13 protein-coding genes and 2 tRNA genes are annotated in these 11,502 nt (G+C 69.9%); 5 read left to right on the top strand and 10 right to left on the bottom strand.

What is annotated here, in order from left to right:
* A partial coding sequence (locus tag Q0L54_RS07000; RefSeq protein WP_296666502.1) for an FtsX-like permease family protein occupies positions 1-291 on the top strand: 291 nt, incomplete at its 5' end.
* Between the two features lie 60 nt (positions 292-351).
* Here Q0L54_RS07000 and Q0L54_RS06995 read toward each other — a convergent pair.
* Positions 352-1,401, bottom strand: a complete 1,050-nt coding sequence (locus Q0L54_RS06995) for a UDP-N-acetylmuramate dehydrogenase (RefSeq protein WP_296666501.1) — start codon at positions 1,399-1,401, stop codon at positions 352-354.
* 100 nt (positions 1,402-1,501) lie between these two features.
* On the opposite strand from Q0L54_RS06995, the gene Q0L54_RS06990 reads away from it, so the two are divergent.
* Positions 1,502-2,542 (top strand): LacI family DNA-binding transcriptional regulator, encoded by a 1,041-nt coding sequence (locus Q0L54_RS06990; protein WP_296666499.1) that lies wholly within the window; start codon positions 1,502-1,504, stop codon positions 2,540-2,542.
* Between the two features lie 3 nt (positions 2,543-2,545).
* On the opposite strand, the gene Q0L54_RS06985 is transcribed toward Q0L54_RS06990, so the two are convergent.
* The 5 genes from Q0L54_RS06985 to Q0L54_RS06965 all read right to left on the bottom strand — a co-directional run bounded on the left by Q0L54_RS06985 (position 2,546) and on the right by Q0L54_RS06965 (position 3,913).
* The gene (locus Q0L54_RS06985) at positions 2,546-2,977 is read right to left on the bottom strand and encodes a MaoC family dehydratase (RefSeq protein WP_296666498.1); all 432 of its coding nucleotides are present in this window, start codon (positions 2,975-2,977) and stop codon (positions 2,546-2,548) included.
* Entirely contained in the window at positions 2,977-3,423 is a 447-nt protein-coding gene (locus tag Q0L54_RS06980; protein WP_296666496.1) for a MaoC family dehydratase N-terminal domain-containing protein, read from the bottom strand. The genes Q0L54_RS06985 and Q0L54_RS06980 overlap by 1 nt, the downstream gene beginning before the upstream one ends.
* 75 nt (positions 3,424-3,498) lie before the next feature.
* Positions 3,499-3,663 carry a 50S ribosomal protein L33 gene (gene rpmG / locus Q0L54_RS06975; protein WP_296666495.1) on the bottom strand — a complete coding sequence of 55 codons (165 nt, stop codon included), beginning with the start codon at positions 3,661-3,663 and terminating at the stop codon, positions 3,499-3,501.
* 69 nt (positions 3,664-3,732) lie between these two features.
* Positions 3,733-3,806: transfer RNA gene (locus Q0L54_RS06970), tRNA-Met, on the bottom strand.
* Positions 3,807-3,840: 34 nt separating this feature from the next.
* A tRNA-Thr gene (locus Q0L54_RS06965) sits at positions 3,841-3,913 on the bottom strand.
* 94 nt (positions 3,914-4,007) lie between these two features.
* Here Q0L54_RS06965 and Q0L54_RS06960 point away from each other — a divergent pair.
* Both Q0L54_RS06960 and Q0L54_RS06955 read left to right on the top strand, forming a co-directional pair.
* Positions 4,008-5,282, top strand: a complete 1,275-nt coding sequence (locus tag Q0L54_RS06960) for a crosslink repair DNA glycosylase YcaQ family protein (RefSeq protein WP_296666493.1) — start codon at positions 4,008-4,010, stop codon at positions 5,280-5,282.
* Between the two features lie 110 nt (positions 5,283-5,392).
* Positions 5,393-6,775, top strand: coding sequence for an aspartate aminotransferase family protein (locus tag Q0L54_RS06955; protein ID WP_296666492.1), 1,383 nt, complete (start codon positions 5,393-5,395; stop codon positions 6,773-6,775).
* A 56-nt stretch (positions 6,776-6,831) separates the two neighbouring features.
* Here the strand turns inward: Q0L54_RS06955 and Q0L54_RS06950 are convergent, their stop codons facing one another.
* From Q0L54_RS06950 to Q0L54_RS06935, 4 genes are read right to left on the bottom strand one after another with little or no spacing between them, the layout of a single operon-like run.
* On the bottom strand, positions 6,832-7,656 hold the full coding sequence (locus Q0L54_RS06950; protein WP_296666491.1) for an ABC transporter permease: 825 nt from the start codon (positions 7,654-7,656) through the stop codon (positions 6,832-6,834).
* Complete coding sequence (locus Q0L54_RS06945; RefSeq protein ID WP_296666490.1) at positions 7,653-8,516, bottom strand: ABC transporter permease; 864 nt, start codon at positions 8,514-8,516, stop codon at positions 7,653-7,655. Before Q0L54_RS06945 ends, Q0L54_RS06950 begins: the two co-directional genes overlap by 4 nt.
* 1 nt (position 8,517) lies before the next feature.
* Positions 8,518-9,630: an ABC transporter ATP-binding protein gene (locus tag Q0L54_RS06940; RefSeq protein ID WP_296666489.1), complete on the bottom strand. Its 1,113-nt coding sequence runs from the start codon at positions 9,628-9,630 to the stop codon at positions 8,518-8,520.
* A 22-nt stretch (positions 9,631-9,652) separates the two neighbouring features.
* Positions 9,653-10,834, bottom strand: coding sequence for a spermidine/putrescine ABC transporter substrate-binding protein (locus Q0L54_RS06935; RefSeq protein ID WP_296666487.1), 1,182 nt, complete (start codon positions 10,832-10,834; stop codon positions 9,653-9,655).
* 203 nt (positions 10,835-11,037) lie between these two features.
* Here Q0L54_RS06935 and Q0L54_RS06930 point away from each other — a divergent pair.
* The coding region (locus Q0L54_RS06930) for an FAD-dependent oxidoreductase (RefSeq protein ID WP_296666486.1) at positions 11,038-11,502 on the top strand (465 nt) is incomplete at its 3' end.

The raw sequence follows: 11,502 nt of genomic DNA, 5'->3' as shown, positions 1-11,502 counted from the left end.
CTGCTGCGGGCGGTGGGCGTGAAGCGACGGTCGATCTGGCGCATGATCACCGTCGAGTCCATGGTGATGGCGATCTTCGGCACCATCCTCGGCATGATCCTGGGCGTCTCGTTGGGTGCGGCGCTGGTGCTGGCGCTTCAGGAGTTCGGCTTCTCCAGCGTGGCGGTGCCGTGGGCGTGGCTCGCCGTCTACACCGTGGGCGCGGCGCTGGCGGGCGTGCTCGCCGCCGTCTGGCCCGCGCGGCGGGCGTCCAAGCTCGACATCCTGCAGGCGATCGCGGCCGACGGCTGACGGGACGATGCGACGGACCCCGGGGGCGCGCGCCCTCGGGGTCCTCGTGTGTGACCGGGGCTAGATGGTGACGCCCACGGTGACGGGCTCGGGCACCAGCTCGATGCCGAAGGCGTCCCGTACGCCGTCCCGCACCGCGCGGGCCAGCGCCACCAGGTCCGCCGCGGTCGCGCCGCCACGGTTGGTGACCGCGAGCGTGTGCTTGGTGGACAGCGACGCCGGCGCTCCCGGGGCGATGGCGAAGCCGCGGCCGAAGCCCGCGTGCTCGATGAGCCATGCGGCCGAGGTCTTGACCAGTCCGTCCCGTCCCGACGGGAACCTGGGCGCCCCCTCGGGCACCGCATCGTCCGGGATCACCGGGTTGGTGAAGAAAGAGCCGGCGCTCCAGGTGTCGTGGTCCGCGGGATCGAGGACCATGCCCTTGGAGGCGCGCAGCGCCAGCACGGCCTCGCGCACGTCCGTGATGGGCACGCGCTCGCCCTGCTCCACGTCGAGCGCCGCGGCCAGCTGGGCATAGCGGACCGGCGCGGACAGGCTCGCCATGCGCGTGTGAAAGGTGACATCGAGCACCACGAAGCGCGGGGTGGGACCCCACGGCCCGTGCGTCATGGAGCGCTTGAGCATCGAGTCCCGGTAGCCGAACTCGGCCTTGACCAGGGGCAGCGAGCGGAGCTCGGACTCGGCGCGGTCCCACGTGCGGACGAGCGCGACCACGTCGGCCACCTCCGCGCCGTAGGCCCCCACGTTCTGGATGGGCGTGGCACCGGTGGAGCCCGGGATGCCGGACAGCGCCTCGAAGCCCACCCACCTCGACGCGACCGCCTGCTCGACCAACGCATCCCACCGCGTGCCCGCGGTCGCGGTGATGGAGACTCCGCCGCATGCGCCGTCGTTGACCAGGCTCACGTCCTCGCGCCCATCGCGCACCACCACGCCATCGAAGCCCGCGTCCGAGACCAGCAGGTTGGAGCCGCCGCCCACCACCAGCAGGGGGATACCCGCGTCGTCCGCAGACCGCACCGCGTCGATGAGCTCCGCCTCGGAGCCCGCCTCGTGGACCTCGCGCGCCGGTCCCCCGACGCGCAGCGTGGTGAGGTCCGCGAGATTCATGCGCTCAGGCTATCGGGGCGCGCCACTACCCTGAGAACGATTCGAGGACGCTCGAACCGAGCCGAGGGAGAACCGGGTGACGCGCACACGCCGACCGACGATGGCCGATGTCGCCGCCAGGGCCGGCGTCTCGCTGTCCACTGTATCCCTGACGTACTCCGGCGCCGGACCGCTGTCCGCGGACACGCGCGCCAAGGTGGAGAGGGCCGCGGAGGAGCTCGAATACTCCGGGCCGGCGCCGCACGCGCAGGCGTTGCGCTCCGGCCGCACCGGGGTGGTGGGGCTGGTGATCCACGAGCGCCTGCAGCTGTCCTTCCGCGACCCGATGATGCTGCGCATCATGGACAGCCTGGTGGGCGACCTGGGGCAGATGGGGCTGGGCGTGCTGCTCATCCCCACGCCCACGGGCGAGCCCGGAGAGCGCAGCCTGCTCGCGACGGCCTCGATGGACGCGGCCGTGCTGCTGCGCGTGCGCGATCACGACGACGAGCCCGCGCTCGACATCCTGCGCCGGCGCGGGCTGCCCACCGTGGTCATGGAGGGCGAGCCCCCGGCCGGCGCCGGCGTGGTGGGCATCGATGACCGGACGGCCACCGCCGAGCTGATCCGACACCTCCTCGACCTGGGTCACGAGCGCATCGGCACCATCACCCTGCCCGCCGGGCTCGACGGCGACACCCGGGTGCTCGGCCTCGACGAGGCGCTGACTCAGACGGCGTGGACACCCGTGCACCGGCGGCTCGAGGCGTTCGCGGACGTGGGGATCGCCCCGTGCGTGGTGGTGGAGGCGCGCTCCTCGACCGCGGCGGAGGGCGTTGCGGCCGCGCACCTGGCCCTCTCCGACGAGTCGCGGCCCACGGCGCTCGTGTGTCAGTCGGATCTGCTCGCGGGCGGCGCGATCCTGGCGGCGCGCGAGCTCGGCATCCCGGTGCCGCAGCACCTCTCCATCACCGGCTTCGACGGGATCGACCTCCCGTGGATCGCGCCGCTCGAGATCACCACGCAGGTTCAGGACGCCGAGGCCAAGGGCCACGTGCTCGCCGCGGAGGTGGCGGCGCTGCTGCGCGGCGAGACGCCCGCGCCGGTGACGGTGCCGCTGGAGCTCAGGATCGGCACCACCACGGCACGGGTGCGGTCCTAGCGATCAGCTGCAGGGAACCAGCGCCTGGGCCTTGCCCAGCACCTTCTGGCCGTCGAACTCCACCGTCACGTCGATGCGGGCGGTCCGCGCCTCGGCGTCGAGCGCGCCAACTTTGGCGGTGAACTGCACGTGCGCGGCGCCGGGGTTGGGCACCGGGATCGGGCGCGTGAACCGCGCCTGCAGGTCCCTCACGTTTCCGGGCCCGGCCCACTCCTCGACCACCGAGGCGGCCGTGCCCATGGTGAGCATGCCGTGCGCGATCACGCCAGGGAGGCCCACGGACTCGGCGATCACGTCGTTGTAGTGGATCGGGTTGAAGTCCCCCGAGGCCCCGGCGTAGCGCACCAGCGTGTCTCGGGTGAGTTCGACGTCACGCTCGGCGACCACCTGGCCCACCTCGAGGCCATCGAACGCGGGACGGTTCTCGGCGGTCATCAGGCCTCCTCGCGCACCGCGAGGGTGCTCACCACGGTGGACACGGGCGCGCCGTCCTCGTCGACCAGCTCCGTGCGGGTGGTCACCATCGAGATGCCGCCGCGCTGCGCGATCGAGTCGATGTGCACGATGCTCGAGATCAGGTCGCCCGCCACGATGGGCCGGTGGTGGGTGAAGCGCTCGTCCGCGTGGACCACCTTGGAGAAGTCGACTCCCACCTCGGGGTCCACCACCACGTGGAACTCCGCGCGCTGCGCGATCACCACGGCGAAGGTGGTGGGGGCGACCACGTCGGGGTAGCCCTCGGCCCTCGCCGCCTCCTCGCTCAGGTGGGCGAAGGACCTGGCGTCCACCGCATCGGCGAATTCGCGGATCTTGACCCGCGTCACCTCGTAGGGCTCGTGGGGGCCGTACGCGCGGCCGACCGCATCAGTGTTCACTGGCACGTTCCCACCCTATCGGGCACGCACGAAGGCCCGCCTCCCCTGCTGGGGTGGCGAGCCTTCGTGGTGAATCTGCTGCTAGCGCGTCTCGCGGTGCGACGTGTGCTTGCCGCACCGACGGCAGAACTTGGAGAGCTCCACCCGGTCGGGGGTGTTGCGACGGTTCTTGCGCGTGATGTAGTTGCGCTCCTTGCACTCGGTGCAAGCCAGCGTCACCTTGGGACGGACGTCGTTCTTGGCCATGGTGGTTCTCTCCCAGCCTTGTCGTGACACGCCCGCGAAGGCGTGTGGGCAGGCGGATCGCCTGCTTCGTAGCGAGGGCGGGGCTCGAACCCGCGACCTCACGATTATGAGTCGTGCGCTCTAACCAGCTGAGCTACCCCGCCACGGCCCGTCGCCCGTGAGAGGCGGCGGACTGAGAGCCCCGACAGGGAATCGAACCCTGGACCTTTTCCTTACCATGGAAACGCTCTGCCGACTGAGCTATCGGGGCCAGCCGGAACAGGGTACACGTCGCGTGATGCAAATGGGAAATCGGCTCGGACCCCGCTCCGAGGGTGTCCGATGTCGCCCCTAGAGTGGCGACCGTGACCGCATCGCTCGGCGCCTCGGAGGCCCGCCGCATCCACCTATCGGCGCAGTCCCTGGCCCGCAGACGGCCCGCGGCGCGCCCCGGTCCCGCGCGCTTCCGCGACTACCTCGAGATGCAGGGAGTGCTGCAGCTCGACTCGGTCAACGTGCTCGCGCGCGCGCACCACCTTCCGCTGTACTCGCGGCACGGGCCGTACGACCGCGCACGCTTCGACCGCTGGCTGTGGGGGTCGGGCGAGGCCTTCGAGCACTGGGGACACGAGGCCTCGGTGATGCCGCGGGACCTGCTGCCGGCGATGCACCACCGCATGACCGAGGACGCCTCGTGGCAGGGGAAGGCCCGCGCCAGGCTCGAGCGCGAGCGGCCCGGCCTCATCGCGCAGGTACGCGCGGCCGTCGAACGGTCCGGTCCATCGACCGCGCGTGGCCTCGAGCACCTGGCGCCCCGCGAGGGCGCGCGCGGCACCTGGTGGGACACGTCGCACGTCAAGGACGCCCTCGAGTACCTGTTCCTCACGGGCGAGGTGGCGGCCTCGCGCGGCCCGCACTTCGCGCGCACCTACGACGCGACGATGCGCGCCTGGGGCCTCGCGCCGGCGCCCGAGGGTTCGTGGGGCGTGCCGGCCCCGGCCGCGCATCAGCTGCTGTTCGACCACGCGCTGCGGGCGACGGGCGTGGGCACGCCCGCCGACCTCGCCGACCACTTCCGGCTCCCCCGGTCCGCCCGCGCGGAGGACCATCGCCAGGGGGAGTCGGCCGGCGCGGCCGCCTGGGCGGACTCCGCGGTCGAGCGCGGTCTCGCCTCGTGGGTGGACGTGGAGGGCTGGAAGCAGCCGGCGCTGCTCGCCACCGGCGCCGAGGACCCCGGCCGAGCCACCGCATCGGCCCTCCTGAGCCCGTTCGACCCGGTGTGCTGGTACCGGCCGCGCCTCCATCGGATGTTCGGCGTCGACTACCGCATCGAGATCTATACGCCCGCCGAGCGGCGCGAGTTCGGCTACTACTGCCTGCTCTTCCTCCTCGGAGACCGATTCGAGGCGCGGGTGGACCTCAAGGCGCTTCGCAAGGAGGGCGTGCTCGCGGTGGAGGCGACGTGGCGGGAGCCGGGCCGGCCACCGGGTGTGCGGCGGCGGGCCGATGCGGAGGTGGCCCGGGCGCTCGGCGCGGAGCTGGGCGTCATGGCGGAGTGGCTGGGGCTGGACCGCATCGAGGTCGCACCGCGTGGGGATCTGGCTCCCCAGGTGCGGGCGGCGATCGCCGCGCTGGCGTAGCGCGAGACGCTCCCGGGGGCCGCGCGGCCCGGACGAACCGTTCCCCACCAGGCGATTCCCCGTCAAGCCGTCCCTTGCGGGTGAGGCAAGCGTCGGAAACCATGGAGGGCATGGATGACGCACGCCTGCAGCAGGCCGCCAAGGACCACCTCTGGATGCACTTCACGCAGCACGGCCGATACGCCGACGAGGACGTGCCGATCATCGTCCGCGGCGAGGGCGCGTACATCTGGGACTCCGACGGCAACCGCTACCTCGACGGCCTCGCCGGGCTGTTCGTGAATCAGCTGGGTCATGGACGCACGGAGTTGGCCGAGGCCGGCGCGGCCCAGGCGAAGGAGCTCGCGTTCCATCCGCTGTGGTCCTACGCGCACCCGCGCGCCATCGAGCTCGCCGAGCGCCTCGCCCACCATGCGCCAGGGGACCTCGACCGCGTGTTCTTCACCAGCGGCGGCGGCGAGGCCGTCGAGTCCGCGTGGAAGCTTGCCAAGAACTACTTCAAGATGGTCGGCAAGCCGATGAAGCACAAGGTCATCAGCCGCAACGTCGCCTACCACGGCACGCCGCACGGCGCCCTGTCCATCACGGGCCTGCCGGGGCTCAAGCAGCAGTTCGAGCCGCTGGTGCCGTCGACGTTCCGCGTGCCCAACACCAACATCTACCGCGCGTCGGAGATCACCGGCGGCTACCTCGACGGCTCGGACCCGGAGGCCTTCGGGCGCTGGGCCGCGGACCAGATCGAGGTCGCCATCTTGAACGAGGGCGCCGACTCGGTCGCGGCCGTGTTCCTCGAGCCCGTCCAGAACGCCGGCGGCTGCTTCCCGCCGCCGCCGGGATACTTCCAGCGGGTGCGCGAGATCTGCGACCGCCACGATGTGCTGCTGGTCTCCGACGAGGTCATCTGCGCGTACGGCCGCCTGGGCGAGATGTTCGGGTCCACCCGATTCGGCTACGAGCCGGACATCATCACGTCCGCCAAGGGCCTCACGTCTGGCTACGCGCCCATGGGCGCGATGATCGCGTCGAATCGCCTCATGGAGCCGTTCCTGGCGAAGGGCGAGATGTTCGCGCACGGCTACACGTTCGCGGGCCACCCGGTGGCCGCCGCTGTCGCGCTCAAGAACCTCGACATCTTCGAGAGCGAGGGCGTGCTCGCCCACGTGCGCGACAACGCCGGCGCCTTCCGCGCCACCCTGGAGCGGCTCACCGACCTGCCGATGGTGGGCGACGTGCGCGGCGATGGCTTCTTCTACGGGATCGAACTGGTCAAGGACCGCGCCACCCGGGAGACGCTCACCGACGACGAGTGCGAGCGCGTGCTGCACGGCTTCCTGTCCAAGGAGCTGTTCGCGGCCGGCCTGTACTGCCGCGCCGACGACCGCGGCGACCCGGTGATCCAGCTCTCGCCCCCGCTCATCGTGGGACAGGCCGAGTTCGACGAGATGGAGCGGATCCTTCGCGACGTCATCACCCGCGCCTACGCGCTCCTGTAGGCCGCGGGAACGACGAGGGGGGACGATGCGGCGCATCGTCCCCCCTCGTCGTGCGTCTAGAGCTTCGCGGCCTTGCCTCGCGCGCGCCGGCGGGACGCGACCTCGCCGCCGACCACGATGGCGAGTGCCATCAGGAACATCAGGGTTCCGATCACGTTGACCTGCATGGGCACCCCGCGCTGAGCCGAGCCCCACACGAACATCGGGAACGTCACCGTGGTGCCGGAGGTGAGGTTGGTGATGATGAAGTCGTCGAACGACAGCGAGAAGGCCAGCAGCGCCGCCGCCAGGATGCCAGGGAACACCAGGGGGAAGGTGATCTTCCAGAACGTCTGCCACTCGTTGGCGTAGAGGTCCATGGCGGCCTTCTCGAGGTTCGAGTCCAGGCCCGCCAGGCGGGACCGCACGGTCACCACCACGAACGAGATGCAGAACATGATGTGCGCGATCAGCACCGTCCAGAACCCGAGCTGGCCGCCCATGCCCGCGGCGACGAACAGCGCGAGCAGCGAGGAGCCCATCACGATCTCCGGCGTCGCCATCGGCAGGAAGATCACCAGGTTCGCCGTGGAGCGGCCCTCGAAACGATGGCGCACCAGCGCGAACGCGGCCAGGGTGCCGATGATCGTGGCGACCAGCGTCGCGAGCAGACCGATGCTGATGCTCACCCGGAGCGATTCGCACATGCCCTGGGGGTCGCACGGATTCAGCCAGTTGTCCCAGGTGAAGGATTGGAACTGGTAGAGGTTGCGCGACTGCGACGCGTCGTTGAAGGACATCAACGCGACGATGAAGTTCGGGATGTACATGTAGAGCAGGACCAGGATGCCCAGCGTGAGCATCAGGTGCTTGCCGATCCAACGGCCGATGCGGCTGATCACAGCAGGTCCTCCGTTCCCGCCCGGCGCACATAGACCAGCACCATGCCGACGATGAGGACCATGAGGATCACCGACAGCGCGGCCGCGTGGGGATAGTCGCCCGCGGTGGTGAACAGCGCCTGGATCTTGTTGCCGACCATCTGGGTGTTCGGACTGCCCAGAAGGGAGGCGTTGATGTAGTCGCCGGTGGCCGGAATGAAGGTCAGCAGCGTGCCGCCCACCACGCCGGGCAGGGCCAGCGGCCAGATCACCTTGGCGAACCGTTGGGCCGGGTTCGCGTACAGGTCCGCCGCCGCCTCGTTCAGCCTCGGATCGATCTTCTCGAGGCTGGTGTACAGCGGCAGGATCATGAAGGGCAGGAAGTTGTACGTCAGCCCCGCGACCACGGCCACCGGAGTCGCGAGCAAGCGCCCGTCATCGGGCATGAAGTGGAGCGCCTTCAGCGTCTCCACCACCCAGCCGTTGTCCGCAAGGATCAACTTCCAGGACAGCGTGCGGACCAGGAAGGAAGTGAAGAACGGCGCGATGACGAGGACCAGCATGATGGTCTTGAAGCGGCCGGCCTTGAACGCGATCGCGTACGCGATGATGAATCCGAGCACCAGACAGATCGCCGTGGCGATGCCCGCGTAGAAGAGCGATCGCACCATGTACGGCCAATAGTCCGCGAGCGCCTCGCCGTAGTTCTGCAGGCGCCAGGTGAGTTCGTAGCCGTACACCGGGGACCCGGAGGGGTCGGACAGCGACGTGGTCAGCAGCGACAGCATCGGGAACAGGAAGAACAGCCCCAGCCACAGCGCCGCCGGCGCGATCAGGAGGTACGCGGACCTGCCGGTGAACGCCCGCTGGAGCGCGGTCACGTCACTCCTCCTCGAGCCCGGCCTCGGCGTCCTGCGACGAGTCGAGCAGGAACGCGAAGTCGGGGCGCCAGGAGACGTCGACGGTGGCGCCCACCTGGAGCAGGCCCCCGCGCCGGCCGGTGTTCTGCTCGAAGCACATCAGCTCCTGGCCCCACGGCATCCGCAGCACGTACTCGGTAGAGACGCCGATGTAGCTCGAGCTCACCACCACGGCCCCGGAGAAGTGGTCGCCGGGAGCGTCGATGGCCGTGCCCTCGGGCTGGATCAGCACCTTCTCGGGGCGGATGCCGATCCACCCCTCCTTCGAGTCCGTGTGCACGCGGCTGGCATTGATGGACACCACGGTGCCGAACATGTCGACCTTGACCACCTCGTCGGCACCCGAGCCCTCGCGGCCCAGGACCGTGCCCTTGATGAGGTTGGAGCGGCCCAGGAAGTTCGCCACGAACGTGGTGCGAGGGTTGGTGTAGAGCTCGTACGGCGAGCCGAGCTGCTCGATGACGCCCGCGTTCATGACGGCCACGGTGTCGGCCATCGTCATGGCCTCCTCCTGGTCGTGGGTGACGTGGACGAACGTGAGGCCCACCTCCTCCTGGATGCGCTTGAGCTCGACCTGCATGGCTCGGCGCAACTTGAGGTCGAGCGCGCCCAGGGGCTCATCGAGCAGCAGCACCTCGGGACGGTTGATCAGCGCCCGGGCGAGCGCCACGCGCTGCTGCTGACCGCCGGACAGCTGCGCCGGCTTCTTGGCCGCCTGCTCCGTCAGCTCGGTGAGCGCCAGGATGTCCTTGACCTCCTGCTTGGGGTCCTTGACACCGCGGCGCTTGGGGCCGAACTCGACGTTCTCCGCGATGGTGAGATGCGGGAAGAGCGCATAGTTCTGGAACACCGTGTTGACGGGCCGCTTGTACGGCCGCGCGTGCGTGATGTCCTGGTCGCCGATGTGGATCGTGCCCTTGGTGGCATCCTCGAGCCCGGCGACCATCCGCAGGGTGGTGGTCTTGCCGCACCCGGAGGGGCCGAGCAGCGCAAAGAAGGAACCCTGCGGGATCACCAGATCCAGCGACTCGACGGCTACGAAGCCGTTCGGGTAGCGCTTGTGGAGCCCCGCCATGCGGAGGTCCCCACGCGCACCATCAGCCAGTGACATCCGCGAAGTCCTTCTCGTACGACGAGGCCTTCGCCTCGTCGAGCGCCATGAAGGAGTGGGTCTGGGCAAGGTAGTCGGCGGTGGGGAAGATCAGCGGGTTGTCGACCAGCGAAGGATCGATCTTCTCCATTTCCGCCTGAGCTCCCTCGACGGGGCAGACGTACCAGACGTACGCGGCCAGCTTGGCGGCGACCGCGGGGTCGTAGTAGTTGTTGATCCACTTCTCGGCGTTCGCCTTGTGGTTGCCCTGGACCGGCACCAGCATGTTGTCCGACCAGATCATCATGCCCTCCTCCGGCGGGAGGAACACCAGGTTCTCGTCCTCCGCCGCGGCGACGTCTCCGGACCACGCGACGCACGCCGCGATGTTGCCGGCCGCGAGGTCGTTGATGTACTCGTTGCCGGTGAAGGCGCGGATCTGACCGTCCGCGCGGGCCTTCGACAGCTTCTCGATCGCGGTGCCCCACTGGTCGTCCGTGAAGTCGGCCGGGTTCGCACCGTCGGCGAGCAGCAGCAAACCCATGGTGTCGCGCATCTCGGTGAGCATCGTGACCTTGCCCTTGAGGTCGGCACGGGTGAGCAGCTCGCTGACGCTGCCGACCTCGCCCACGAGCGACTTGTTGTAGGCGATGCCGGAGAAGCCCGACTGCCACGGCGCCGAATACTCGCGGTTGGGGTCCCAGCCCACGCCCTGCAGCGAGGAGATGAGGTTCTTGTCCAGGTTGGGAACGTTGGCCTTGTCGAGCTGCTGGATCCAGCCGGCGTCGATCATGCGTGCGGCCATCCAGTCCGTGAGCACGAAGAGGTCGCGGCCCGTGGGCTGGCAGGAGCCCAGCTGGTTGCGCACCTTCGAGAAGAACTCGATGTTGTCGTTGACGTCGGGCGTGTACGTCACCTTGAGCCCGGAGTCCTGCTGGAACTGGGTGAGGGTCGAGATGTAGTCGCCGTCGTCCTCGTCGATGTACTCGGGCCAGTTTGAGACCGCGAGCGTCGCCTCCGTGTCCGAGAGGTCGGTGGTGATGCACCCTGCGGTGCCGCCTCCTCCACCGCCCTTCCCGAGCAGGTAGATCGCCGCGATGCCGGCCGCACCGGCCGCGCCTCCGATGACGAATCCTCGGCGCGAGATGCCCTTCTTCTTGACTTCCTCCGGCGGCGTGGCCTCAGACACGTCGACCTCCTTCACTCCGGGAGCTCCCGGGCGGATGAATGACAGCGGGTGAGCCGATAGTGGCACCGAATGCGGGCCCAGCACAATTGATTGTCGCGGCCCCCCGGACGTTCTGTACGGAATGTCGCGCAAACTTAACAAGGGGGAAACGAATCCGGGTCGCCGTGAGCGGCCCGGCCGCGCCCGCGCGCCACACTGGCGCCGTGACCGCGTATTCCGATGTGTCGTTCTGGCTGGACACCTGCGGCGAGGATCTCGGGCCCCGCACGCCGCTCGCCGGAGGCCGCGATGTCGACGTCGCGATCGTCGGTGCCGGCTTCACGGGGCTGTGGACCGCGTACTACCTGTCCGGCGCGCGCCCGGACCTCCGGATCGCGATGGTCGAGAGCGAGATCGCGGGCTTCGGGGCCTCAGGTCGCAACGGCGGCTGGGCGTCCGCGCTGTTCCCGAGCTCGCTCCCAACGCTCGCCGCCGACGCGGGGCGCGAGGCCGCGCTGCGTCAGCACGCCGCCATGCGCGCGTCGATCGACGAGGTGATCCGGGCCGCGGCCGCCGAGGGCATCGACGCTCGCGCCGCGAAGGGCGGCACCGTGGTGCTCGCCCGCACCGAGCCCCAGCTCGCTCGGGCCCGCGCTGAGGTCGAGCAGGCGCGCGGGTGGGGCCGCGGC

Source organism: Demequina sp., from assembly GCF_024642165.1.
Classification (GTDB): domain Bacteria; phylum Actinomycetota; class Actinomycetes; order Actinomycetales; family Demequinaceae; genus Demequina.
Note: the sequence above shows the minus strand (reverse complement) of the source record. Positions and strands in the feature narration are given on the sequence as shown.

What these genes read in the sequence shown, in the direction of transcription:
- Q0L54_RS06995 (WP_296666501.1), bottom strand. Translation starts at nt 1,401, where the DNA reads ATGAATCTCGCGGACCTCACCACGCTGCGCGTCGGGGGACCGGCGCGC.
- Q0L54_RS06990 (WP_296666499.1), top strand. Translation starts at nt 1,502, where the DNA reads ATGGCCGATGTCGCCGCCAGGGCCGGCGTCTCGCTGTCCACTGTATCC.
- Q0L54_RS06985 (WP_296666498.1), bottom strand. Translation starts at nt 2,977, where the DNA reads ATGACCGCCGAGAACCGTCCCGCGTTCGATGGCCTCGAGGTGGGCCAG.
- rpmG (WP_296666495.1), bottom strand. Translation starts at nt 3,663, where the DNA reads ATGGCCAAGAACGACGTCCGTCCCAAGGTGACGCTGGCTTGCACCGAG.
- Q0L54_RS06955 (WP_296666492.1), top strand. Translation starts at nt 5,393, where the DNA reads ATGGATGACGCACGCCTGCAGCAGGCCGCCAAGGACCACCTCTGGATG.
- Q0L54_RS06940 (WP_296666489.1), bottom strand. Translation starts at nt 9,630, where the DNA reads ATGGCGGGGCTCCACAAGCGCTACCCGAACGGCTTCGTAGCCGTCGAG.